At 43.1% G+C, this 24,637-nt stretch carries 25 protein-coding genes and 4 tRNA genes; 24 read left to right on the forward strand and 5 right to left on the reverse strand.

What is annotated here, in order from left to right; genetic code table 11:
- Positions 1–112 precede the first annotated feature (112 nt).
- Together FTU95_RS01675 and rhlB are read left to right on the forward strand one after the other, a co-directional pair.
- Positions 113–328 carry a cold-shock protein gene (locus FTU95_RS01675; protein ID WP_004280099.1) on the forward strand — a complete coding sequence of 72 codons (216 nt, stop codon included), beginning with the start codon at positions 113–115 and terminating at the stop codon, positions 326–328.
- Between the two features lie 101 nt (positions 329–429).
- On the forward strand, positions 430–1,581 hold the full coding sequence (rhlB, locus tag FTU95_RS01680; RefSeq protein WP_005096570.1) for an ATP-dependent RNA helicase RhlB: 1,152 nt from the start codon (positions 430–432) through the stop codon (positions 1,579–1,581).
- 59 nt (positions 1,582–1,640) lie between these two features.
- On the opposite strand, the gene FTU95_RS01685 is transcribed toward rhlB, so the two are convergent.
- On the reverse strand, positions 1,641–2,018 hold the full coding sequence (locus FTU95_RS01685; RefSeq protein WP_005171568.1) for a hypothetical protein: 378 nt from the start codon (positions 2,016–2,018) through the stop codon (positions 1,641–1,643).
- Between the two features lie 264 nt (positions 2,019–2,282).
- Between FTU95_RS01685 and FTU95_RS01690 the strand changes: the two genes are divergently transcribed.
- The 13 genes from FTU95_RS01690 (at position 2,283) to FTU95_RS01750 (ending at position 15,207) form a co-directional block, all read left to right on the forward strand.
- Entirely contained in the window at positions 2,283–2,864 is a 582-nt protein-coding gene (locus tag FTU95_RS01690; RefSeq protein ID WP_005096574.1) for a nitroreductase family protein, read from the forward strand.
- Positions 2,865–2,897: 33 nt separating this feature from the next.
- Positions 2,898–3,971, forward strand: coding sequence for an NAD(P)H-dependent glycerol-3-phosphate dehydrogenase (locus tag FTU95_RS01695; protein ID WP_074382969.1), 1,074 nt, complete (start codon positions 2,898–2,900; stop codon positions 3,969–3,971).
- A 78-nt stretch (positions 3,972–4,049) separates the two neighbouring features.
- Positions 4,050–4,505: a phosphohistidine phosphatase SixA gene (sixA, locus tag FTU95_RS01700; protein WP_180077335.1), complete on the forward strand. Its 456-nt coding sequence runs from the start codon at positions 4,050–4,052 to the stop codon at positions 4,503–4,505.
- A 29-nt stretch (positions 4,506–4,534) separates the two neighbouring features.
- Positions 4,535–5,674 carry a type II secretion system protein GspL gene (gene gspL / locus FTU95_RS01705; protein WP_100329786.1) on the forward strand — a complete coding sequence of 380 codons (1,140 nt, stop codon included), beginning with the start codon at positions 4,535–4,537 and terminating at the stop codon, positions 5,672–5,674.
- Positions 5,674–6,153: a type II secretion system protein GspM gene (gspM, locus tag FTU95_RS01710; RefSeq protein ID WP_100329785.1), complete on the forward strand. Its 480-nt coding sequence runs from the start codon at positions 5,674–5,676 to the stop codon at positions 6,151–6,153. Before gspL ends, gspM begins: the two co-directional genes overlap by 1 nt.
- Positions 6,154–6,243: 90 nt before the next feature.
- Complete coding sequence (locus FTU95_RS01715; RefSeq protein ID WP_159137930.1) at positions 6,244–7,245, forward strand: quinone-dependent dihydroorotate dehydrogenase; 1,002 nt, start codon at positions 6,244–6,246, stop codon at positions 7,243–7,245.
- A gap of 5 nt (positions 7,246–7,250) precedes the next feature.
- Positions 7,251–7,832, forward strand: coding sequence for a CvpA family protein (locus FTU95_RS01720; protein ID WP_005096581.1), 582 nt, complete (start codon positions 7,251–7,253; stop codon positions 7,830–7,832).
- A 24-nt stretch (positions 7,833–7,856) separates the two neighbouring features.
- A complete protein-coding gene (purF, locus tag FTU95_RS01725; protein WP_005096582.1) occupies positions 7,857–9,392 on the forward strand; it encodes an amidophosphoribosyltransferase in 1,536 nt (511 codons plus the stop codon).
- 90 nt (positions 9,393–9,482) lie between these two features.
- Positions 9,483–11,372, forward strand: a complete 1,890-nt coding sequence (locus FTU95_RS01730) for a M48 family metalloprotease (protein WP_100329782.1) — start codon at positions 9,483–9,485, stop codon at positions 11,370–11,372.
- A 205-nt stretch (positions 11,373–11,577) separates the two neighbouring features.
- Positions 11,578–12,219: a hypothetical protein gene (locus FTU95_RS01735; protein WP_100329781.1), complete on the forward strand. Its 642-nt coding sequence runs from the start codon at positions 11,578–11,580 to the stop codon at positions 12,217–12,219.
- Between the two features lie 21 nt (positions 12,220–12,240).
- Positions 12,241–13,209 carry a D-glycerate dehydrogenase gene (locus FTU95_RS01740; RefSeq protein WP_005096586.1) on the forward strand — a complete coding sequence of 323 codons (969 nt, stop codon included), beginning with the start codon at positions 12,241–12,243 and terminating at the stop codon, positions 13,207–13,209.
- Between the two features lie 86 nt (positions 13,210–13,295).
- Positions 13,296–14,738 carry a M48 family metalloprotease gene (locus FTU95_RS01745; protein ID WP_218944592.1) on the forward strand — a complete coding sequence of 481 codons (1,443 nt, stop codon included), beginning with the start codon at positions 13,296–13,298 and terminating at the stop codon, positions 14,736–14,738.
- Between the two features lie 109 nt (positions 14,739–14,847).
- Positions 14,848–15,207 carry a hypothetical protein gene (locus tag FTU95_RS01750; RefSeq protein ID WP_004729945.1) on the forward strand — a complete coding sequence of 120 codons (360 nt, stop codon included), beginning with the start codon at positions 14,848–14,850 and terminating at the stop codon, positions 15,205–15,207.
- Between the two features lie 70 nt (positions 15,208–15,277).
- On the opposite strand, the gene FTU95_RS01755 is transcribed toward FTU95_RS01750, so the two are convergent.
- A complete protein-coding gene (locus FTU95_RS01755) occupies positions 15,278–15,724 on the reverse strand; it encodes a GatB/YqeY domain-containing protein (RefSeq protein WP_180077337.1) in 447 nt (148 codons plus the stop codon).
- Positions 15,725–15,757: 33 nt separating this feature from the next.
- The gene (rpsU, locus tag FTU95_RS01760; RefSeq protein ID WP_001136722.1) at positions 15,758–15,973 is read right to left on the reverse strand and encodes a 30S ribosomal protein S21; all 216 of its coding nucleotides are present in this window, start codon (positions 15,971–15,973) and stop codon (positions 15,758–15,760) included.
- Positions 15,974–16,119: 146 nt separating this feature from the next.
- Between rpsU and tsaD the strand changes: the two genes are divergently transcribed.
- Positions 16,120–17,136, forward strand: coding sequence for a tRNA (adenosine(37)-N6)-threonylcarbamoyltransferase complex transferase subunit TsaD (tsaD, locus tag FTU95_RS01765; protein ID WP_005171546.1), 1,017 nt, complete (start codon positions 16,120–16,122; stop codon positions 17,134–17,136).
- Between the two features lie 200 nt (positions 17,137–17,336).
- Positions 17,337–18,275, forward strand: coding sequence for a sensor domain-containing diguanylate cyclase (locus FTU95_RS01770; RefSeq protein ID WP_180072089.1), 939 nt, complete (start codon positions 17,337–17,339; stop codon positions 18,273–18,275).
- A gap of 147 nt (positions 18,276–18,422) precedes the next feature.
- On the opposite strand, the gene FTU95_RS01775 is transcribed toward FTU95_RS01770, so the two are convergent.
- Positions 18,423–18,668 carry an EexN family lipoprotein gene (locus FTU95_RS01775; protein WP_180072088.1) on the reverse strand — a complete coding sequence of 82 codons (246 nt, stop codon included), beginning with the start codon at positions 18,666–18,668 and terminating at the stop codon, positions 18,423–18,425.
- Between the two features lie 544 nt (positions 18,669–19,212).
- Here FTU95_RS01775 and FTU95_RS01780 point away from each other — a divergent pair.
- The gene (locus FTU95_RS01780; protein WP_180077339.1) at positions 19,213–20,259 is read left to right on the forward strand and encodes a hypothetical protein; all 1,047 of its coding nucleotides are present in this window, start codon (positions 19,213–19,215) and stop codon (positions 20,257–20,259) included.
- A 61-nt stretch (positions 20,260–20,320) separates the two neighbouring features.
- On the opposite strand, the gene FTU95_RS01785 is transcribed toward FTU95_RS01780, so the two are convergent.
- Positions 20,321–21,193, reverse strand: a complete 873-nt coding sequence (locus FTU95_RS01785; RefSeq protein WP_180077341.1) for an ATP-binding protein — start codon at positions 21,191–21,193, stop codon at positions 20,321–20,323.
- A gap of 188 nt (positions 21,194–21,381) precedes the next feature.
- On the opposite strand from FTU95_RS01785, the gene FTU95_RS01790 reads away from it, so the two are divergent.
- The 6 genes from FTU95_RS01790 to FTU95_RS01815 all read left to right on the forward strand — a co-directional run bounded on the left by FTU95_RS01790 (position 21,382) and on the right by FTU95_RS01815 (position 24,613).
- Positions 21,382–22,893 carry a DUF3336 domain-containing protein gene (locus FTU95_RS01790; RefSeq protein WP_180077343.1) on the forward strand — a complete coding sequence of 504 codons (1,512 nt, stop codon included), beginning with the start codon at positions 21,382–21,384 and terminating at the stop codon, positions 22,891–22,893.
- Positions 22,880–23,704 carry a protein kinase gene (locus FTU95_RS01795; RefSeq protein ID WP_100329776.1) on the forward strand — a complete coding sequence of 275 codons (825 nt, stop codon included), beginning with the start codon at positions 22,880–22,882 and terminating at the stop codon, positions 23,702–23,704. The genes FTU95_RS01790 and FTU95_RS01795 overlap by 14 nt, the downstream gene beginning before the upstream one ends.
- A gap of 107 nt (positions 23,705–23,811) precedes the next feature.
- A tRNA-Leu gene (locus FTU95_RS01800) sits at positions 23,812–23,896 on the forward strand.
- Positions 23,897–23,929: 33 nt separating this feature from the next.
- Positions 23,930–24,003 (forward strand) — tRNA-Trp (locus FTU95_RS01805).
- 37 nt (positions 24,004–24,040) lie between these two features.
- Positions 24,041–24,125: transfer RNA gene (locus FTU95_RS01810), tRNA-Leu, on the forward strand.
- A gap of 402 nt (positions 24,126–24,527) precedes the next feature.
- A tRNA-Leu gene (locus FTU95_RS01815) sits at positions 24,528–24,613 on the forward strand.
- Positions 24,614–24,637 lie beyond the last annotated feature (24 nt).

Raw genomic sequence — 24,637 nt, forward strand, 5'->3', positions numbered from 1 at the left:
TTGATAGTTTTACAGAATGATTACAAGCTTAAAAATAATATTTTCAAACTTGTTTGCTCTGCTGTTTGCAACACCGGGTGGTCCTTCTTTTAGTTTCAATGAGGATTAACTTATGACAGCTGCTCGCGAACAAGGCGTAGTTAAGTGGTTTAACGATACTAAAGGCTTCGGCTTTATTCAACGTAACGGCGGTGATGACGTATTTGTTCATTTCCGTGCTATCCAAGGTGACGGCCACCGTTCACTTCGTGATGGTCAACGCGTTGAATTCAGTGTTGTTAAAGGTCAAAAAGGCTTTCAAGCTGAAGAAGTTCAACCATTAGACTAATCTTCGGATTAAGCTAAAAAGAAAACGCTCCAATATAACTTGGGGCGTTTTTTGTTTATACTATCCCCATCTTAGTGATTACCCAAGTAGAGCACCGCTTTATGTCATCTGGTTTTGAAACCTTAAATTTACATCCCAATCTAAAAAAAGCGATTGATGCTTTAGGCTTTACCACCATGACGCCTATCCAGCAGAAGGTTTTAAAATTCACGCTGGCAGGACATGATGCCATTGGCCGTGCACAGACAGGTACCGGTAAAACTGCGGCCTTTTTAATTAGTATCATGAATGATCTATTAAATAATCCGATTCAGGAACAGCGTTATCGTGGTGAACCGCGCGCCCTGATTTTGGCACCGACCCGTGAACTGGCACTGCAAATTGAAAGCGATGCACAGGATCTGGCCAAATATGCCGGTCTCAATGTCGTGACTTTGCTGGGTGGTGTAGATTTTGACAAGCAAAAGAATCAACTAAATAAAGCACCTGTCGATATTATGGTCGCGACACCCGGTCGTTTGATCGATTTTGTCGAGCAAAAAGAAGTCTGGCTGGATCAGATTGAATTTCTGGTCATTGATGAAGCGGATCGTCTACTCGATATGGGCTTTATTCCTTCAGTGAAACGCATTGTGCGTTTTTCGCCGCGTAAGGAGCAACGTCAGACTTTAATGTTCTCTGCAACATTCAGCTATGATGTACTAAATTTGGCCCAGCAATGGTTATTTGAACCGGTCACAGTTGAAATTGAACCGGAAAAGAAAACCAATGCCGATGTCGAGCAACGGGTGTATATGGTGGCTAAGGCCGATAAATATAAACTGTTGCAAGAAATCTTGCGTGATGAGCCGATTGAAAAGGTGATGATTTTCGCCAACCGTCGTGATCAGGTGCGTAAGCTTTATGATCATTTAAAACGTGATGGTTATAAGGTGGTCATGCTGTCTGGTGAGATTGCTCAAGACAAGCGTCTAAAAATGCTAGACCAGTTCAAAAATGGTAAGCACAACATTATGATTGCAACAGATGTTGCGGGTCGTGGTATTCATGTGGATGGTGTTTCACATGTGGTGAACTTCACTTTACCTGAACAGTCAGATGATTATGTACATCGTATTGGACGTACTGGCCGTGCGGGAACACGTGGTGTGAGTATTAGTTTCCTTGCCGAAGATGATGCGTTCTATCTACCAGAAATTGAGAAGGCGATTGGACAGAAATTGCCTTTAACTCGTCTGGAAGGTTATTGCTAATCCAGATTAAAAAAACCGCTCTTCAAGAGCGGTTTTTTTTATGACCATGTGATCTGGACTTATTTGGCCTGACAACGGAAAGTCAAAATGGTTTGATAGTCATCATTCTGGTTTAAACCAGTATTGGTGCCTGCGATATTACCTAAAACAGTCGCTGCTGCCTGAATCATCTGTCCAGTCTGATCATCAACGACACCTTTTAATGCCCCGTTATAACCCGTCTTTTCATCGATAATAATCGCAGTAGCTTTCGAACCACAGGTTTTGCTGGCAGCATTAATGGCATTATTTTTGGCAGTTAATTGATTTTTACCTAATCCGGTGACCTCAAACTGATTATTTTCTTTCTGAATTGCCAGTGAGGTTGGGTTGGAAGCACAGGCAGTTAAAAGTAGAGCTGAAGCTGCTAATCCGCTGATCGCAATTGTTTTTTTCATGATAAAATCTCGGGTGAAAACAGAATTAAGCTTATTTGAGCATAGTAAAGCGCACAGAATTTGGAGCTGTTGTATAAGTTTGGAAATTTTTAGTGTGACTCTATGCTAAAAAAGTAATTCAGCTAAGCATTTCATTGATTAAAATAAAAATATTGTAATGTTCTTTAGTGATTTTTGCGGCTAAGTCGCGGTGAAGTTTATAGAGTATTACAGCTGGAATATGCTAATCTTGAAAACAGTTTTTAAGTATAGATCTACAAAGCAATGACGGAATCCGTGGTCGACATCGTTCATCAAAATATTCACCAACGTCAATCAATAGGACATTTGCTGGCACCGGCACCGAATGCAGAACAGCTGGAGCTGGCTTTTCAGGCGGCATTGACAGCACCGGATCATCATCGGTTGAAACCCACCACCTTTGTGGTGATACCTGATGCACAGCGTGAAGCATTTGGGGAGCTGTTGTCTCAGGCACTGGTCGATCTGGGTGAAACTGAAACGGCACAGATTGAACGGGTCAAGAATCATCCATTCCGTGCGCCACTATTGGTGTTGGCTTTAACGCGTTTGCAGGATCATCCTAAAGTTCCACATTTTGAACAGATTCTCAGTTCAGGCGCCGCCATACAGAATTTTCTGTTATCACTCCAGATTCAGGGTTTCTCGACCATGTGGCGCAGTGGTGCTGTAGTCGAGTCTGGCCTGTTTAAGCAGGCATTAGGAATTTCAAAAGATGATTTGGTCTCGGGTATTATTTATATTGGCACTGCAGCAAAAGCAATTCCAGCACGCGCAGAGATTCAGACCAGTAATTTTGTAAGTTATTGGAATCAGAACGGTTAATTTGCACGGTATAACAGGGTATTAAAAAATAACATGTCAGAATTAAATTTTTCAGCACTGGTCGAGCCGGTTGCAGTCGATCATAAGACCGCTTTAAGAGTCACCGTGTTGGGTGGGGGCAGTTTTGGTACCGCAATGGCCAATACCGCAGTGCGTAATGGTTGTAATACCATGATCTGGATTCGTGATGAAGCTGTTGCGGCAGATATCAATGCCACGCATATCAATAAACGTTATTTGCCCGATTTCCAGCTGGAAGAAAACTTACTGGCTGTGTCGGATCTGGAACTGGCTGTGCGTGATCGTGATATTATTTTAGTCGCGATTCCAAGTCATTCTTTTCGGGATGTCCTGCAACAAATCAAGCCTTTTATCACCTCACAAGCCGTGATTTCACTCACCAAAGGGATTGAAGCCAAAACTTTTAGCTTCATGAGTGATATTATTCGGGAAGTATTGCCAGAAGTGCCTTATGGAGTGTTGTCCGGGCCGAATCTCGCCAAGGAAATTGTGGCAGGTCAGCCGGCAGGAACCGTGATTGCCAGCGAATCTGAGCTGGTACGTTATGCCGTACAGCAAGCCTTACATAGTGCCTTGTTCCGTGTTTTTGCCAGTGATGATGTACATGGTGTAGAACTCGGTGGTGCCTTGAAAAATATCTATGCCGTCGCGATGGGGATGGCAGCCGCGTATAACGTGGGTGAAAATACCAAGAGTATGATCCTGACCCGTGCACTGGCCGAAATGAGCCGTTTTGCGGTAAAATTGGGCGCGAATCCGCTGACTTTCCTCGGGCTTTCCGGTGTGGGTGATTTATTTGCGACTTGTAGCAGTCCGCTGAGTCGTAATTATCAGGTTGGTTTTGCCTTGGGCAAAGGCAAGACTTTGGAGCAGGCTACTACTGAACTGGGTCAAACTGCAGAAGGGATCAATACCATCGTACAGGTCAAGGCGCGTTCCGAAGAACTGGATGTCTATATGCCAATTACTTCTGCCTTGTATGATGTGATTTTTGAAGGTGCACCACCACTCAGCATTGCATTGTCATTGATGAAAAACGGTCATCGCAGTGATGTGGAATTTGTCTTGCCACATCATCAAGTCTGATCTATAACACAAAGGGACTGTATGTGAATTGTCATATTGGCCAGTTATCATGCAGGCAAAAGAAAATAAGGAAACCCAATGCAACTGACTTTAGTGCGACATGGTGAGGCTGCTGCACCAGTCAATGGCAATGATAGCAAGCGTCCATTGACGGAGCGTGGTCATCAGCAGGCTGAGCAAACTGCACAGTTCTTAAAAAATATGATTAAACCTGAAGTATTTGTGGTCAGTCCCTTATTGCGTGCGCAGGAAACCCTGGCCCATCTGCAGCAGTATTTTCAAGATGTGCCGGTGGTGATCTGTAATGCGATTAAACCCGATGATGATGCCAAGGTCGCGGTTGAATGGTTGTCGCAACTGCCTTATGAATCGATTGCCGTGGTGTGTCATATGAATGTGGTGGCGCACATTTCTTCTATTTTGCTGGCGGAGTCTTTTCATCCCTATGCATTGGCAGAAGCACGTATCTATGCGCAGCCAGTCATTGCCGCGGGTTTGTCGACAACAGTTAAAAGTTTTATTCCTACATTATAAAAACCAATTAAAACGGTAGTACACAATCGATGTTGTATTTATGGATGCCTGAGGCCAATGGGGTTTGGCAATGGTCAACTGGGGAATTCTGGAATACTGCGGAAACACTTGAGCAGTTGATTCAGGAGATCCAGGCTCATCATGGCGAAGAAGCAGTAGTGTTTTTCCCGAGCCGTCATGTGCAAATTTTGCAGCAGACTTTGCCCAAGAGCCAATATAAAAAAATGGGCAATGAGGGCATCAAGTATCTGCTTGAAGAATATGTGGTGCTGCCCGTCGATGCCATGAAAGTGCTGCATCATTTTCAGCAGCCTGATCAGGTCAGTATTATGGGGATTGCGAATTCGACCCTCGAGACCTTGCAGTATTCTCTCAACCTGATTCCCGTCAAGCTGGCGGCTTTGCTGCCAGACTTTTTGGTACTGCCAGTTCCTGAAGCCAATCAGCGGGTGATTACCCAAATTGGTGGGCGCTTGTTGGTACGAGAGGCAGAATATATCGGCCAGTCGCTGGATGATCTGAGTCTGTATCTGGATTATCAGCCCAAAGATTTGCATTATAAAGTTAGTAATCTGAATCAGGATCAGTTAAGTAGCCTAGAAGCACTGGTCACACAGGAGCAGTTAGAATCTTTTCAGTATGTCCTTCCTGTATTGAAAAAACCCAAACAACATGCGTTTAATGTATTGCCCAAAGCTAAATCTGAAGGTGCCATTTCCGGTTACTGGAAAGCATGTGCAGCTGTATTTCTGGGCATATTAGTCTTACAGTTTAGTTATGATGCGGTGCGCTGGTATCAATATAAAAAAGTGGCAAATCAGACCGCTGCACAGGCCGTTGATCAGTTCAAGTACTGGTTTGGGCAAAATTATCCGGTCACTGAGCAGAATATCAAAAGCCAGTTTGAAGGGCAGTTGCGTCAAAGCCAGATCGCCGATACACAGGCATTACAGCTGATTAGTCGGATTGGACCAGTCTTGATGCAGAACCAGATTGTGGCACAACGGATCAATTATGATGCGTCTGTGTTGAGTATGGAGCTCAAGGCCAATTCATCAGATACGCTAAATGCATTGACCAAGCAATTGGGTCAGCAAGGCTTTAAAGTGGAGCTGGGGAATATTCAGGCCAGCGGAACAGGTGCCATTGGGCTGGTGAGGGTGCAATAATGAAAGCCATCGAAGCGCTACAAAATCGCATGGATCAGTCTTTTGAAAAAATGAGTGATTATCTGGACAGTCTCTCGGCACGTGAACGGGTATTGGTGATTTTTACCACTATTTTTGTAGTTGTGGCTGCGGTCAGTTCAGCACTCTGGTATATGCATCAGGCAGCAGACACCCAGCAGAAACGTTTAAATCAGCTGAAAGATACCATTGTCTGGATGCAAAGTAATGCAGTCACCATAAAACCTGCTGGAGACATGCAGCTGGATGCCGCAGAGAAAGTACAGCGGGTGGCACAGCAACAAGGTCTTTCGGTTGCATCCCAGCAAATAGATGGAAAAATTCAATTGGCGGTCATGCATGAAAATTATGCAGTTTTGGCAAACTTCCTGACTCAACTGGCACAAATGGGTCTAAGTGTTGAGAAAATGGAACTAAATAATGAAGCAGGACAGATTAAATTAACCGCGACCGTGCAATAAACGGTAAAAATAAAGATTTGCAAAGCATGGTTTTTTTGTCAGCCTATGCCTATAATATGCCGACTTAAAAAGCAGTAGACTTTTCTAGATATGTTGTATTCTCTAGCCCGCCCTTTGTTGTTTTCTTTAGCACCAGAGCGTGCACATGAGCTGACACTATCACTATTAAAATCATCCCATAAAATGGGCTTGATGCGTCAAAATGTTACTGCAAAACCTGTAACCTGTATGGGAATCGAATTTCCCAATCCAGTAGGGCTTGCGGCAGGTTTAGACAAAAATGGTGCTTATATTGATGCCCTTGCTGGTCAAGGTTTTGGTTTTATTGAAATTGGTACCATTACGCCGCGACCGCAAGCCGGCAACCCTCATCCGCGTTTGTTCCGTCTGCCGCAGGCCAAAGCTATTATTAACCGTATGGGTTTTAATAATGAGGGTGTAGATCAGCTGGTGGAAAATGTCAAAGCTGCCAAATTTAAAGGCATTCTCGGCATCAATATCGGTAAAAACGCTGATACTCCGGTAGAAAAAGCAGTAGATGATTACCTTATCTGTTTAGAAAAAGTCTATAATTATGCGTCTTACATTACCGTCAATATTTCTTCTCCCAATACCAAAAATCTGCGCAGTTTACAAAGTGGTGATGCACTGACCGAACTGCTTGAAACATTGAAAAACCGTCAGCTTGAATTGGCGCAGGAATACCAGCATTATGTACCTTTGGTCCTTAAAGTAGCGCCTGATCTGGACGAAACCGATATTGCCTTTATTGCCAAGCAGTTACTGCAATTCAAGATTGATGGTCTGATCGTGACCAATACCACACTGTCACGTGAAGGGGTGGAAGGTCTGGCGCATGCAGAGGAGGCAGGTGGTCTATCTGGCGCGCCAGTCTTTGAGAAAAGTACCGCATGTCTGGCTGCATTTGCTCAGGTGTTAAAAGGACAAATTCCCTTGATTGGTGTGGGTGGTATTCTTTCAGGCGCAGATGCTGTTGCCAAGAAACAGGCAGGTGCCAGCCTTGTACAAGTTTATAGTGGCCTCATCTATACTGGACCTGAACTTGTAAAAGATTGTGTAGACGCACTTTAAATCCTATGAATGCCATTGATATCTTTCTGCTGATTATCTTGCTCATTGGAGGGCTCAACGGTTTGCGTCAAGGATTTATTAAAGCCTTTGCGAACTTAGTGGGATGGATCTTTGCCCTGATTGTTGCGGCAAAATATTCAACGCTACTTGCGCCGTCTATGGTTGCTCTGAGTACAGATCCAGTCGTACAAAAGATAGCAGCCTTCGCCTTTATCGTCCTGTTAATTGTGGTTCTGACCTGGATCGTCACTGCGCTTTTAAACCGTATTTTAAAGAGTCTTAAACTGGGTCCGCTTAACCGTCTGGCAGGTGGTGTCTTTGGTAGCCTGAAAGGCTTGCTGATTGTACTGATTACCATGCAAGGCATTGGCCCATGGGTAGAAAGCTCACCGCACTGGAAACAGTCCAAGTTTATTCAAGCCTTATTGCCTTATGCGCCTTGGGCGACTCAAATGTCGAAAGACGCCGCGAATGGCGCACTACAACATATCAAGCCTGAAGGGACATCGAAACCTTCAGCTGTATCATCTGAAACATCGTCCAAATCTGGAGCTGCAGATGAGTCTACAAATAATCCTTTTTATTAATCCTAGCTTGTCTGCGAGGTTGCTATGTGTGGAGTAGTTGGTATAGCTGGTAAATCACCCGTTAACCAAATGTTGTTTGATGCATTAACGATGTTACAACATCGTGGACAAGATGCAGCTGGGATCGTGACATGTGATGAAGGGCGTTTATTCCTGCGCAAAGACAATGGCATGGTGCGTGATGTATTTCATACCCGTCATATGCGTGCCTTGAAAGGAAATTACGGGATTGGTCATGTGCGTTATCCAACAGCCGGTTCATCGAGCAGTGCAGAAGCACAGCCATTTTATGTGAACTCGCCGTATGGAATTACCTTGGCGCATAACGGTAATTTGACCAATGCCGAAGAAATTCACGATGACCTGTTCAAAACTGACTTGCGTCATATGAACACGGATTCTGATTCAGAAGTGCTGCTAAACGTGCTAGCGCATGAATTGCAAAAACATGGCAAATTGGTGCCGACTTCGGAAGATATTTTCCATGCGGTAACACGTGTGCATGAGCGTTGTAAAGGCGCTTATGGTGTGGTAGCAATGATTACCGGACAAGGTCTGGTGGGCTTCCGTGATCCGAATGGTATCCGTCCACTGATTTACGGTTCACGTGAAACTGAACAGGGCATGGAATATATCATAGCTTCTGAATCGGTTGCGATTACTGCGCTGGGCTTCAAAGTTGAGCGTGATATTCAGCCAGGTGAAGCGGTATTTATCGATTTACAAGGTAATTTCTTTACCAAGCAATGTGCGAGCAATCCTGAATATCGTCCATGTATTTTTGAATATGTGTATTTTGCCCGTCCGGATGCCATTATTGATGGAATCTCGGTGTATAAAGCACGTCTGAAAATGGGTGAGAAGCTGGCGCAAAAAATTCTGCGCGAGTGGGGTGAAGAGCATGATATCGATGTGGTGATTCCGATTCCGGATACTTCACGTACTTCTGCATTGGAACTTGCCAATATGCTGGGTGTGAAATTCCGTGAAGGTTTCATGAAAAACCGTTATATCGGTCGTACTTTTATTATGCCAGGTCAGCAACTACGTAAAAAATCGGTACGTCAAAAACTGAACCCGGTTGAGCTTGAATTTAAGGGTAAAAACGTACTATTGGTCGATGACTCGATTGTGCGTGGTACGACCTGTAATGAAATTATCCAGATGGCACGTGATTCTGGTGCGAAAAAAGTCTTCTTTGCTTCCGCAGCACCGATGGTGAAATATCCAAACGTGTACGGTATCGATATGCCGGCAAAATCAGAGCTAATTGCCTCAGATCGTAGCGTCGAAGAAATTCGTGAAATTATTGGTGCAGACCGTTTGGTGTTCCAGGATCTGGAAGATTTAAAAGATGCAGTTCGAACCACCAAAGTGCCAGATCTGAAAGATTTTGACTGTTCGGTATTTGACGGCGTTTATGTCGCGGGTGGTATTGATGCGCAGTATCTGGATGATCTACAGCAAAAACGTAGTGACAGTGCCATGAAAGAAGGGAATTACATCGATGTGAATATCGATGCAGCTTCTGTGGATTTAACTGGCGTACGTGAAGTCTAAGCGCTTAAAATCATCATGAAAAAGCGGGAATTTCCCGCTTTTTTGTTTTATGATGAACCCATTGAAAATAATCTTAACTAGGGTTCTACATTGCGCAACGTAGGATATGATTTTATAAAAAACAAGAATATCGTATTGCCTGTAAGCTTCTGCTTGATTGCTGTGCTGTTAACTATTTTTATTATCAATACCGTTGTTGGTCTATTCGTTTTTTATGTTGATTCTACCCAGTCTATTTTCTGGCATATGCTCAGTCCTTATCTGATTGCTTTGCTGTTATGTGCCATGATGATCTCGGTCATCTATGAATTTTATCTTTTCCGGAATGGCGGTTATTCGCTGGCAAAACAGATGGGTGCGCGCCGTCTCAGCCCGATGGAAAGTATTCCTGAGGAAAGTGTGGCACTGCAAATTACCCAGCAGCTGGCCGATACCTTTTTAATTGAACCTCCGGCGGTGTATGTACTGCCCGATGAAGTTGGAGTTAATACGCTGACGGCGGGTTTTAGCCCGCGAGATACCGCGATTATTCTGACTTGGGGTGCGGTACAAACTCTGGATAAAGTCGAGCTGTATGGTTTACTCAGTCACGAATTTAATAAAATTCTGTCGGGTGAAACTGCGGAAAATACCCGCTTAAAAATTTTGTATAGCAGTTTAACCACCTTTAGCCAGTGGGGCAGCAAAATTGCCAAATCTGGTTTCTATCGAACTGGTATTCGACGTGAAAATAAGTTTGAAACCTTTTATGTCGCAATTGGCGCAGTAATCTGGCTGATTGGCAGTTTGGGGGTATTGATCACACGCTTTATTAAATATATTTCACTGGGTGGACGCACTTTTAAGAATGACCAGAAAACTCGCCGCCTGATTCAAAATGATGCCAATATCCAGACTTTACTCAGAATTCATGTGCATCATTCCGGTTCGCAAATCTATAGTGAATATGCCGAATCCATTTCCCATATGTGTTTTGCCAATTCCTTGAGTCCGCAAAACTGGTTGAATATTCACCCAAATATTAATCAACGAATTTATGAATTAAATCCTGCCCTGATTCAGGATTTGCAGCTCGAGAACTTGAAGAAACTCAAGAATCAGCCTTTATTCAGTTTATTTCGTTCTCTGGAAGAAGTGGTGCCCGAGACTGCGATGAGCTGGAGTTCGCCACAGCCTCTGCCGTTGTTGCGTCTATCTCCAATCAGCTTTGCAATTAAAGATGCGATCAAGCCACTGAATCCAGAGCTGCGGCTGAGTATGCCGCGTCCGGAGTTGCTTGAACGTGCATTGCAGACGGCGACCGGCTCGCGTGAAGTCATGGTTGCCATTTTGATGATTCGTCAATATCGTGAATTTATTCCGACTGAGGCTGAGGTGAGCCGCGCCATTGTAGATTCACTGCTGAATCTGGATGGGCGGGTGCATATTTCGATTTTCCAGCAAGCTTGTAAGAATATTGGCGGGATGCCCACCACAGTTGCACGTCAGTTTTTGATGAAACTGGCACGAATTATTCAGGAAGATGGTGAAATTGGCTTGCTCGATGCCTTATTGCTGGAATGTGTCAAATATGAACTGAATCTATTGCCCGCACATATTCCAACAGCTTTGGATGAAGTTAAGCCCCAGATTGTGCGTCTGATTGATGCCTTGTTGCATGTGCAGCAGATTAATAGCGGAAACCAGCTTGAGGTTCGCGAACGCATTTTAAACCGGATTTTGTCGGCTCGAGAATTGGACTTATACAATGAAATTTCTGATGAGCCGATTGATCTGGCGGAAATTCTGAATGATATTGCGGGACTTTTACTGCGTGAACGTCTCGGGATTTTGGGTATCGCAGAAGCCTGTTTGTGGAGCGACCGTATTGTGACTCAGGACGAACTGGATGTGATGGAACTGCTTTATTGGCGCTTGGGTTTTGAGGCAGAGCAGATTATTCAACAAATGTTGAAGAAAAACAGTTTAACCATTATGTAAAAAAGAAGACAACAATTCACAGTTTGAAACTGCATCTGTTATAACAGAGGTAGTGATTTAATTGAGTATTAAAAGTACAGTTTTTAGCAGGCAGATCGACTTTGTATTAGAATCCATCAGGATAAAAAAGAAAAGCGGAAAAAGTTCGGCAAAGTAGAGGCAATCCGGCTAAAATGTTCAGCCTGAAATTGGTGATGATGAAAAGATGATAGGGCATCAGCGTGACATACTGGCAACATTAGGAATTGATCTCTGGATTCCTAGGGACAGCGCATGTCAGCCACATCAGGTCTCGATCTGGCGTGATCAGGCTGCACCAGAATTTCACAGTGACATTGTCTTGCCTCAGTCCAAGCAGCCCGAGGTATTTACAGATCTATCAATTCCTGAGCCGGTTATTCAGCCCGAAGCTGAAGTCATGCCTGTGGTATCAGTGCCCACGCCAGTACTGGTTCAGGAACAGCGTGAAATCATACAAATTCTGCCATTTAGTTTGCAGATTTTAAGTCTGGCCCATTGCAGTATTGTGATTGATGCGACTGCAATGACTGAAGAAACCCAGAATTTATGGACGAATATCCAGCGTGCAGTGGTCAGCGAGTTTTGTGAGCTGAACTGGCCATTTCCTTGGGCCAATGTTCAGGATGGGCGCGGTGTGGACTCTTATATTCAGGGTTTTCTCGATGGGATGAGTGCCGAGAAAAATATTATTTTTTTGGGAACTGTACCTTATATTTCAAATAGTAAAATAATCCAGTTGGCTTCTTTACAGGAAATGCTAGATCAGCCAATTCTGAAAAAACGTTTATGGCAGTTTATGCAAAATAGGTCTGCCAGCTTGAAATAATATGAGTTTGGAATAAAAAATATGAAACAAAAAGTGGTTGTATTTAGTCAGATCGATGCTGATATTCAAAATAAACTTGAACAACATTATGATGTCGCTTATATACAACCCAAGTTAGGCGATGTGAACCGGCAGCTTTTGCAGGAGGTTCAGGATGCCGATGGCATGATTGGTGCAGGTCGATTGCTGAATCGTGACAATCTGGCGACTGCCACCCGGCTTAAAGTCATTTCTAGTGTCAGTGTCGGTTATGACAACTATGAACTTGATTATTTAAATGAAAAAAATATCTATCTCAGCCATACCCCGCATGTACTGACTGAAACCACGGCAGATCTGGCTTTTACATTGTTGATGTCTGCGGCACGTAAAGTGGCTTATCTGGATCACTGGACCAAACAAGGACAATGGCAGCGTACTGTCGGTGAAGCACAATTTGGTCTGGATATTTTTGGAAAAACTTTAGGTATTATCGGTCTGGGTCATATTGGAGCTGCAGTTGCACGTCGTGGTTTTTATGGTTTCAATATGAATATTCTGTACCATAATCGCCGTGAAAAACCAGAATTGGCCCAAGGCCTGAATGCACAGTATTCTGACTTAGATGAACTATTACAGCGTTCCGACTTTGTCGTTATTGCGGTTGACTTAAATGCTGATTCTAAAGCGCTGATTGCAGCGGCTGAGTTGGAAAAAATGCAACCACATGCGGTATTGGTGAATATTTCACGTGGCTCAGTCATTGATGAGCAGGCTTTAATTGACGCTTTAAAAGCCAAGCAGATTTTTGCTGCCGGTCTCGATGTCTATCAGAAAGAACCTTTAAAAGAATCTGAATTATTTCAGTTGGACAATGTGGTTACATTGCCACATGTGGGTTCTGCGACGGCTGCAACCCGTAAAAAAATGGCCGAATTGGCCTATCAGAATCTGGTGGATGCTTTAGAAGGGCGAGTGCCACGCTATGTGGTTAATCCTGAGTTTCAATAATATTAAATAACATTTTCTTGCGTATATGCCCATTTTTCAATGCTATATTCAAGGCAGCTTAGAACAATAGATTTAGAGATTTTTCATTGAAACGATTGGCGTTGGCGTGTGGCTTAACGATGTGCATGGTGACAGGGCATAGCTCTAGCCATGATTTTAATCAAGCGACTGCACACTTTTCTGTGCCTGATATTGGTACAGGCGTGGGTTTACTCGATCAGCAAAAAGAAAGAATGATCGGTGAAAAAGTCTATCGCGAAGTGCATAAGCAAATGCCAGTCATGCAGAATCCATGGCTGGAAGACCAGCTGCTGTCGGTATTTTCTCATATTCTCAGTCAGACTCAGTTACAACAGCCCATTGGTTTACTGGTGATTAATGATCCACAAATTAATGCTTTTGCTGTGCCGGGAGGGCTGTTTGCTCTTAATGCTGGTTTAATCAATTCAGCCCGAAATATGGATGAAGTGGCGGGGGTGATGGCGCATGAAATTGCACATGTCACACAACGTCATTACAGTCGCTCTCAAGATGCTTTTAAAGGGCAGGGTTTGCTGGCATTGGCCGGAATTTTGGTCGGGGCGTTGGTGGCCTCTCAGGCGGATGGTGATGCGGGTGCTGCGGTGATGATGGGTTCGCAAGCCGCGTTGATGGATAAACAGCTGACTTATAGTCGTAATCAGGAGCGTGAAGCAGACCGAATTGGCATGCAATATATGTATCGTTCGGGCTATAACCCGCATAGTATGGCTGACTTCTTCGAAGTCATGCATCGCTCGACCAGTCGCTTAAGCTTCCTGCCGGATTTCTGGTTCACCCATCCACTGACGACTGAGCGTATGAGTGAAGCACGTTTGCGTGCCAATCAGCTGCCTGCGGTCAAACCTAAGCTGAATGATCAGGACTTTGAGATTATCAAATGGTATAGCAGGGTGCTGTCTCGCCAGACCAGTGAGGAGCAGCTCAGTTTGATGAATCGGCAGAATAATTTTGCCGGTCAGCTTGCTTTGGCTGCCTACCAGATACAGCAAAGTGATTTTCAGGCCGCACAGGCTGCTTTAGATCAGGCGAAAAAGCATAACCAGATGCATCCTTTATTGGTCTTGTTTCAGACTGATATTTACTTAGGTCAGAACCAGTTGAATGCAGCGCTGAAAAGTGTGGCTTCAGCAGCGCGAATCATGCCGGAAAACCGCGCGCTCAATTATAAATATGCAGAAGTCTTGATTCGTGCCCAGCAACCAGATCAAGCTAAACAGATTGTACAAAAATTTTTGAATGCCAATTCCCGCGATGTGAGCGGCTGGCGACTGATGCAACTGGCGACCAATGCAGAGCCTGCATCGGCAATCAAGGCCGCCAATGTGCTGCGTTATCGTGCAGAAGTAGAATACTGGTCCGGTTATGAGGAAACTGCCATCAAGTCATTATTACATGCACAGCGTACAGCGAAAAATAATCAATCTTTATCTGCAACCATTAACCAACGCCTGAAACAGATGCAGCAGGCACGTCAATATAAAATTTAAGCCTTAGTCAGGTTTTAAGCTTTTTATATCAGGATGATATGGTCAGGATATACTGAATCGGGCTACAATCTTTTTTTAATGATCAGTGCGATTAAATCTGAAGCATGCTATGAAGAAAATATTATTGGGCATCTGTCTATTGGGGTGGAATTATGCGGTATTTGCTGCGAGTGCTGTTGAGTATGTAGATGCGGTAGAGCGTATTAATACTGACTATAAAAAGGAATCGCGTCAATTCTTGGGTGGTTTGAATCCGCAGCAACAAGGTTTTAGCGCAGCACAGAATTCACATTTTTGTAGTATTGTGCAACGTTATGCCGATCGCTTATATCAGGCGGCTGACCAAAATCGTGCTTATCTGGATCGTCAGTTTCAGAAGATAACTAAACAGGATGTGATTATAGAAGTGAAATCTTCAAAAGAGATGCAATTGCTGAAACGTTATCAGGTTGACTGTTATTTGCAATAAGAATACGTTAAGAACTGTCTTTTATAAAAAGTCAGTTCAACGTTAAAGATCGAATATTAGAGAAGTGGGATTAAGCAAGTTTCGCTTTAATTTTAGCTGAAACTTGTGCAGGATCGGCGCGCCCGGCTATGAGCGGACGCAGAGAATTCATCACCTTACCCATATCTTTCATGCTAGTAGCTTCTTGCGCTGCGATCGTTTGCGCAATGATGGAATCAAGTTCTTCCTCAGTCATAGCTTCTGGTAGAAATTGAGATAACACCTCAACCTCGGCTTGTTCCTTACTAGCTAAATCTTCTCGACCAGCACCATCAAAGGCCTTGATCGATTCTTTACGTTGTTTAATTTGTTTTTCAATGACCGCAAGAACTTGAGCGTCGTCAAGTTCTTTGCGCTCATCGACTTCTATTTGCTTAATTGCCGCCTGTAGACCACGTATGACCGTCAGCTTGGACATTTCTTTTGCACGCATTGTTGCTTTCAAAACATCCGTGATGTGGTCTTTTAAAGTCGTCATTATTTAATCCAGGCAGTCAATCACAAATTAATCTTAGTAAAGGCGAGTCGTACGTACTGATTCACGTGCCAATTTCTTTTGGTAGCGTTTAACAGCAGCAGCTTTTTTGCGCTTACGTTCTTGAGTTGGTTTCTCGTAGAATTCACGCTTACGTACGTCAGCTAGAACACCCGCTTTTTCGCATGAACGTTTGAAACGACGGATAGCTACGTCTACTGGTTCGCCTTCTTTCAATTTAACTTGTGGCATGAAGAATCCTCATAAAGTTATGGATAAGATCGCAGGCCGAATGCCTGTGATCACAAGTGAAGGTCAGTATTTTACTCATTTACATCTCATACCACAAGCATATAATAGTGACTGCAATAGAATTGATACAGGTTATAGGCAGTTTAATGATCGTTTTAGGCTTGGAAACGTCGTGTGATGAAACAGGACTTGCGCTGTATGACAGCGAGTTGGGTTTACGCGGGCAGGTGCTTTATAGCCAGATTAAACTGCATGCAGAATATGGCGGTGTGGTTCCAGAGCTGGCGTCACGTGATCATGTGCGTAAACTGATTCCATTAATGAATGAATTATTGGAGCAAACTGACGTCAAAAAATCGGAAATTGATGCCATTGCCTATACACGTGGGCCAGGTTTAATGGGCGCATTAATGACAGGTGCGTTGTTTGGTCGAACTTTGGCCTTTGCATTGAACAAACCGGCAATTGGTGTTCATCATATGGAGGGGCATATGCTCGCACCATTGTTGTCTGAAACAGCGCCAGAATTTCCATTTGTGGCGCTGTTGGTCTCTGGTGGGCATTCACAACTGATGGCAGCCTATGGCATTGGCCAGTATGAATTGCTGGGTGAATCGATTGATGATGCAGCCGGAGAAGCATTCGATAAAGTGGCGAAAATGATGGGTCTGCCCTATCCAGGTGGGCCAAACATTTCCAAACTGGCTGAACAAGGCAATCCTGCTGCTTTTGCTTTCCCACGTCCAATGCTCCATCAAGGGCTGGAATTCTCATTTAGCGGTTTAAAAACTGCTGTATCTGTACAAATGAAAAAACTGGGTGATGAAAACCGTGATGCAGATATTGCAGCAAGTTTTCAGGAAGCCATTGTCGATACCTTGGTGAAAAAGTCAGTTAAAGCATTGAAACAGACGGGCTTGAAGCGTTTAGTGATTGCCGGTGGTGTCAGTGCCAACAAACGCTTACGTGAGCGTTTAGAAGCAGATTTAGCCAAAATTAAAGCGACTGTTTATTATGCAGAACCGGCACTCTGTACTGATAATGGCGCGATGATTGCCTTTGCCGGTTATCAGCGTTTAAAAGCAGGGCAACAGGATGGCTTGGCGGTGACGACGACACCACGTTGGCCAATGACGGAATTAACCAATCCTGCGGAAGTATAAATTCAGCTTGACAGAAAGAGGCTTAGGCCTCTTTTTTATTATTAATTCTTTAATGAAAACTTATGAAACGATGTGTTGTGAATATTTATTTTTATAGCTGTTATAAGATAAATACACGCTATTAAATACAGAAAAATAGTTTAATACTTCCAATTTTATATTACTCATATTTTGGCAAATGTGGACAGGGGTTACTTCGGATGGAGAATATAAATTTTAAAAGTTTTCAGGATGCTGGGCAGGCAGTATTACAGTTTCTGCATCAGCATTTTGGCTTTAATTTATGGATGATCACCCGAGTAGAAGCTAAGGACTGGATTGTGCTGCAAAGTGAAGATCATGGCTACAATGTACAAGCTGGACAGGTTTTTCAATGGGCCGACTCTTTCTGTTCTCATATGGTGGCAGGTAAAGCACCTAAAATTGCCCCTCGTTCTGAAGATATTCCGCTTTATGCGACTGCACCGATTAACCAGCAGGTGAGTATCAAGGCTTATATTGGTCAGCCTTTAATCAATGAAGATGGTAGTCTGTTTGGAACACTGTGTGCGATTGATCCGGAAATCAAATCCGAAGCGATTCTTCAGGATATGGGAATGGTCGAGTTATTTGGTCAACTACTGAGTTCGATTTTGCAGGCGGAACTGCGTCAAAGCGAGCAGATCAGACAACATGAATTATTGCAGGAAGAAGCCAGTAAAGATGAGTTAACTGGATTATATAACCGGCGTGCCTGGAAAAAACTGTTACGGGCAGAAGAAGAGCGCTGCAAACGGTATGGTCATCCTGCTGCTGTATTATTTATTGACCTGAATGACCTCAAAAAAGTTAATGACAGCCTAGGGCATGATGAAGGGGATAAGCTGCTTCAGAAAGCGGCTCAGGTGCTCCGGGAAAATGTACGGATTAATGATATTATCGCCCGTCTGGGTGGAGATGAGTTCGTAATTCTGAGCATTGAAAATGATGAGTCTAGTAATGTGAGTCTGCTTGAACGTTTGATCGAAGCGTTTAGCACGGCAAACATCGGAGCAGCAATTGGTATGGCAATGCGCCATCCAGCGCATGGTTTATTTGAAGCACTCGCACAAGCGGATAGGAATATGTTTGAGTATAAACGTCTGAATAAAGCAACATAATTTTTCAAGATATTGAAATATAATGGGTAAAATTATTTTTTAGATTGTAAACGGGTTAAATAGAGTAATAAAAACACAGCCATTTATGGCTATATAAATAGCCCAACATCAAAATTATTGTTCTCTTTGTTGTTAGGCTATAAGTATTTATTTGAATAGGCCTTGGCTTAAATTGTTAAGCATGCCATTCATGACTGCCATGCTGGCATTGGTACAGTTTTCTACAAACTTATCTTTTAGTTCTTTGTTTTTGCGGGCTTCAATCTCACACTTTTGTACGACTTTTTGTGCTTCTTCAAGATGTTCAGCATAATATTCTTGTGTCTTAACTTGGCTGCATGCTGTCATTAGTGTTATTACGCAAGTGATTAATAATGTTGTTTGGATTTTCATTGCCTAAACCGTTAATTTAAATATAAAAAATGAAAAGCTAGTCTAAAGTAAAAGTTGCTTAAAAAAAACAATCCTTTACACTAAAGTCTAGCTTTTTAAGTATATTTAAATAATTGTAATACATTGTTTTTTTATATATTTAACAACACAATTACTTTTTTCGGAAAATCGCTTTTCTAGGAGGATGATACATTTTAATGGTTTGCCATATAGAGCTGATTTTAACGCTTAGTTTACAAATATGATGCATTTTATTACAGATAATGTTTCTTATTTATTCGACTAAAAAATTACTCAAGCCTAAGACTGATCAGCAAGAACAGCAGGCTAGCCGCTCATTTTTTCATGATCTATGTCATTTAATATTTACATTAAATTTACAGAAATAACAGTTCCTTTAATGAATGATGAAACGTGCCAAACAGAAGCAGTGCCAAGAAAAAATATCAATCGGCAGTTATAGCGTTTGGCTGTTCACTTTTGAGATGGTTAATCTTTAGTAATAATCAAATAAAAATGCATAGAAATTTAGGGAATAAATTTTATGAAAAAGCCGATTTCTCTATTCGGATTCGCTGTTGTCTCGGGTTTACTTAGTGCCTGTGGCGGCGCAAGCGGCAGTGATTCAGATCGTGCTGCAGTGACCACGCCTCCAAATGTTCCTAAGGAAAGCATTTCCCCTGAACTTTCAAAAGAGTTTATCCCTTTTGAAAATCAGAAAATCTTAGATAAAATTCGCGATAAAATTTCTGGAAATAGCAGTAATGATACCGACTATAACGTTGCCTTGGGTCACATGATTGGTGAGGTATTTGGAGATTATCCCTATGGCCGCACTGGCCGTATCATCAAGATCTATAATCTGGGTATAAACAGTATTAAATATCCAAATCTGATCTGTTCGGAAGTAAATACCAATAGTGCGGTTAAGACGCTGAAATTAAAAGACAATAAAGACAATTGTGTGGTTCTGGATAAAACCTATCGTAAAGGTTCGAGCATCACTCAGACCGTAAATGGCGACACTACCACTTTAACTTTCACCAATGTCCGCTATGGCTCAAATGTAGATTTTAATCTCAAGGATGATTATCTGATTTCTGGCACGATTGTGCATCGTAAAAGTAAAGATGCATTAGGGCAATCCGAGTTTTATCAAATCGATCAATTAGAATTTCAGCGTATAGCAGAGACGGATCAGGCCGGCGCTTCGGGTGCGGAATTTAACAGCAAGAGTAAGGAGTATTTGCAGGTAAGAAATTATCGTTATAGCCTAGTCGATGATTATGGTCGTGAGAGCAAAGGTATCCGTACCTTAAGCAGTCGTGGCACGATTATCGGTCAGCCTGCTCTGGCAGATTATCGTTACAGTTTTGACTTTGATACCACCACACCATTCAAGATGGATGAAACTGTATTAAATAATTATAAGCATTTGCCAAAAGAGGGTGTACTGAAAATTACTGACCGTTATGATCAGGTGATTGAAGTGAAACAGAATCAGCCTGAATCGTTAAAGGCCACCGTTTATTTTAATGGTAGCGAGATTGATGACTTGTTCTGGTCTACGATTATTGGTGATAAAAACTAAGATTGAGGTGAGTAAAAAGCTCTGTACTGGCGGAGCTTTTTATTTTTTGAGTAGTAATAATTTACAAAGAGTTTAACTGCTGCGACCCAACCCAGTGCTTGGAAAACTGATACGCGGCACGTCCCGAACGTTGACCGCGTGCCTGACACCAGCGCAAGGCTTCGGCTCGGGTTTCCGGGGTCAATTCCATCTCAGCCTTTTTAAGATAATGCTCTACAATTTCCAGATATAAATTCTGATCCATTGGATAAAAAGACAGCCATAAGCCGAAACGGTCAGATAGCGAAATCTTCTCTTCAATTGCTTCCTGAGGATGTAGCTCAGTATATTGCGGAACATCGACCCGGGTGACAGGCGTATTTTCATGCATAAATTCTGGCAGTAAATGGCGGCGGTTACTGGTTGCATAAATCACAAAATTACTCGAACCCGATTGCAATGAACCATCTAATACACTTTTTAAACTGCGATAATTTTCATCTTCTGCGTTAAAGGCCAGATCATCGCAATAGACAATAAACTTTTCAGGGCGGTCTACAATCAGTTTTTGAATTTCCGGAAGTTCTGACAAGTCATCGCGTTCAATCTCAATCAGGCGTAAACCTTGCGCTGCGTATTCGGTCAGCAGGGCACGAACGATAGAGGATTTACCGGTGCCACGCGAACCAGTCAACAAGACATCATTGGCAGGCAACCCATTTAAGAACTGCAAAGTATTCTGAATGACTTTTTCTTTTTGTCGCTCAATCCCTTTTAAATCGGCCAGTTCCATCTGTCTAAGCTGATGAATGGGCTTGAGTTCACCCTGTTGCCATTTATAGGCATGTGCAGAAAAATCAGGAGCATGTTTCAGCTCGGGCAGGCTTTGCTGAAGTTGCAGCAGAACAGTCGAAAGGGTATTCAAGATATTGTCAGGTAACTCAATTTTCGCCATGATCTCAGCATTACAGATTTAAAATTATGTCTAGGATACTATCACCCTAAAATTCACAGTCAAAGCCTGAAAAGTGTGATAATTTGCTTAAAGCAGAGAATTTTCGCTATTGTTGTTATGAACAGATCGGTGCATATTTTCTACGCAGTGCAAGATGAATGAAAAATACAATATAGGGAAGAAGGCAGATGCTGTTTAAAGATTTTACTCAGGACATTAATCCACATCAGGCCTATCGTATTAAAAAACTCAAGCAGCAGCTGCAACAAGCTGAGTCCTATGAGGAATGGAAATATATTGCGCTAAAAATAGATGAAGAATCCGGGGCGCAAGAATGGAAATTCGACAATAGTTCTCCCTATTTTGATGCAGAAGTTATTGCGCATCGTTTGGGTAAATTAAGACGCTATAGACAACAGAAACGTACCCACGACCTGATGTATATTCTGCGCGAAGGTCTAAGCTACGATATCGCCAATATTGCCCATCCTTTATTGTTCACCGAAGCCTATGTCGGCACCAAAAGAATTATTGAAGATTATGTGGAGCAGGTTAGTCAGGGGCTGGCACATATCGCTTCAACAGACTGTAGCTGTTTAAATATTGAAGAAAAAATTGAATTTTTTAAAGGCTGTCAGCGTGCCTATGGTCAGCCGGCCCTGATGTTTTCCGGTGGCTCGACCTTGGGTCTGTTTCATGCCGGCGTTTGTAAGGCTTTGATGGAGCAGGATTTATTGCCAAAGGTCATGTCAGGTTCTAGTGCAGGTGCCATCATGACGGCAATGTTGGGTGTATCCAAACCCTCGCAGTATGTCGATCTTTTGAAGGGGCATAATTTTTTTCATGAGGCTTTTCATTTCCGAACCATGGGTGAATTGCTGAAAGGCAATGGAGGTCTGGCAGATGTCAAATACCTGAAAAAATTTCTGGTCGAAAATTTAGGCGATCTGACCTTTGAAGAAGCACTCAAAACCTCAGGTCTGCATATCAATATTGCTGTTGCCCCCTATGATTCGGCGCAGGATGCCCGTATTTTAAATGCCTATACTTCTCCGGATGTGCTGGTCTGGAGTGCGGTATTGGCCTCTTGTGCAGTCCCTATTCTGTTTCCGCCAGTACGCCTGACCAGTAAGCGTTATGATGGTGAATATACCCCTTATATGGGAGCAACACGTTGGGTCGATGGCAGTGTACGCAGTGATTTCCCGCAGGAAAAAATGGCCCGGTTATACAATATCAATTACACCATTGCCAGCCAGGTCAATCCGCATATCGTGCCATTTATGCAAGATGATGTTGCACGTTTCCGCAAAGGTACCTTAAGCTGGCCACAACGGATTGTACGCCGTCAGGGTGCGGTGATTACCAAAGGAATGATGGATTTTGCCCGGGAACATGCCGGAAGCTTGCCACCTGTACGCCGTATACTCGATCACGGCTATGGGGTGGTCGATCAGCGTTATTATGGCGATGTGAATATTGTCGGTAAATATAGCCTGCGCCACTATAGCTATATGCTGCAAAATCCACGGCCCTATCTCTTTAAAATCTTGCAGCGCGAAGGCGAACGGGCCACTTGGCCAAAAATTTCCTTAATCGAGACTCAGGAACGGGTGGGGAAAACTATTCAGCATTGTCTGGAGCTGCTAAATTATCAATATACTGCTGATCCAAAGCCTGAATATATTGCAACCACTTAATTTAGATCATCTTGATACTTTCGATTTTCAACCAAGAACCAAAACCCGCAGTCTGGGTTTTGGCCGACGCCTGTATTATGCTGCGGGTCAGCCCGCATTCTGGCTAAAAACTCAAGTGTCGACTAAATCTGACAGCTCAATATCATCTCCGCATGCAGAGCTGGGCTGGCAGCAGGAGCTGAATTTTTATCAAACGCATAGCCGTTCGAGTGATCTGAACTTTTTCCTTCCCCATCAAATTATTCAACAGCCATTCACCATTCAACATGAACAATTTGAACAGGCTTTGATTCTGGTCGATGCACCAGCACATTTTCAGATCATGCCAGATCAACTTTCTGTAACGCAGATTCGACAACATTTGCTGCAAGCGGTAGAACCTTTAATCTGCCTGCAACAGCTGGGTTATTTGCATGCGGATTTAAAGCGGGAGCATTTTGTTGATGATCAGGGTAGGGTATGTCTACTTGATTTTGAACACGTCCAGCCTCTGGATCAGCTTGAAGTTCATAAGCTTAATGCGACACCACGTTATATGGCACCGGAATTATTCCAAGGAAAAGCCAAAAGCTTGCAGAGCGAAGTTTATGCTTTGGGCGTGATTTTTTATGAATGGCTGAGTGGACAGCGCTTGCAGGCAACTGACTATCTGGATTGGGCGTTTTTACATTGTCAGCGCCTAAAAGTTGAGTTGCCTGAACAAATTCAGATTTTTGAAAAGTTGTTAGCGTTGATGCTAGGCAAGCAAAAACAGCATCGGTTGGCAGATTTTAAAGCGGTTAAACACTACTTAGTGACTGAAATCGAATGAGAAAAATACAATAAAATCGGGATTGTTTCTTATTTAATCAAACGAGTGTTTTTTTCTTATAAACGGCTTGTCAGCTGGAAATGATCTCTATAATATACACAGCCATTGGGGACGTGGCGAAATTGGTAGACGCACTGGATTTAGGTTCCAGCGCCGCGAGGTGTGAGAGTTCGAGTCTCTCCGTCCCCACCAATTTACTTGAGCAATTGAGTAAACTGGCCGAGTAGAGGATTGGTGTAATGGTAGCATGACGGTCTCCAAAACCGTTCGTCAAGGTTCGAGTCCTTGATCCTCTGCCAAAGTTTGAAAAATCCAACGCTAAGTTGGTACCCTGATGGGGACGTGGCGAAATTGGTAGACGCACTGGATTTAGGTTCCAGCGCCGCGAGGTGTGAGAGTTCGAGTCTCTCCGTCCCCACCATCATATTAAAGCAAGGCTGATGCCTTGCTTTTTTATTGCCTGAAATTTATACCAGATTTTTTAAGCTGTAAAATTTTGCTGTCTTTTACGCATAGGTTTAGTCTGTTGAAGAGCGTTAGAAAACGGGTCAATGCTCAGGAAAGGGCAGAGCTTCAGGAAACTTTGTTTTATTAGATGCAATAATTGATATTATCCAAGTCAGCTAAAGTCTAAATTTGAATATGTGATTCTCCTGTGGTGCGTATTGATCTGATCTGTCTCGATGAAACTAGGCGACAACAGTGCAAATAGGTCAGTATTTACGCAATACTGAATTAATTGCTTAAATTTTGATATAAAAGTATTTTCCTGCTACAGAATTGCTTGTGAATCGGGTCTGATCGCTATAATATACACAGCCATGGGGATATGGCGGAATTGGTAGACGCACTGTGTTCAGGTCGCAGCGCCTTCTGGGCGTGAGAGTTCGAGTCTCTCTATCCCCACCATTATATTGAAGCAAGGCTAATGCC

Origin of the sequence: Acinetobacter sp. YH12208 (assembly GCF_013418055.1) — a bacterium.
Lineage (GTDB): Bacteria > Pseudomonadota > Gammaproteobacteria > Pseudomonadales > Moraxellaceae > Acinetobacter > Acinetobacter pseudolwoffii.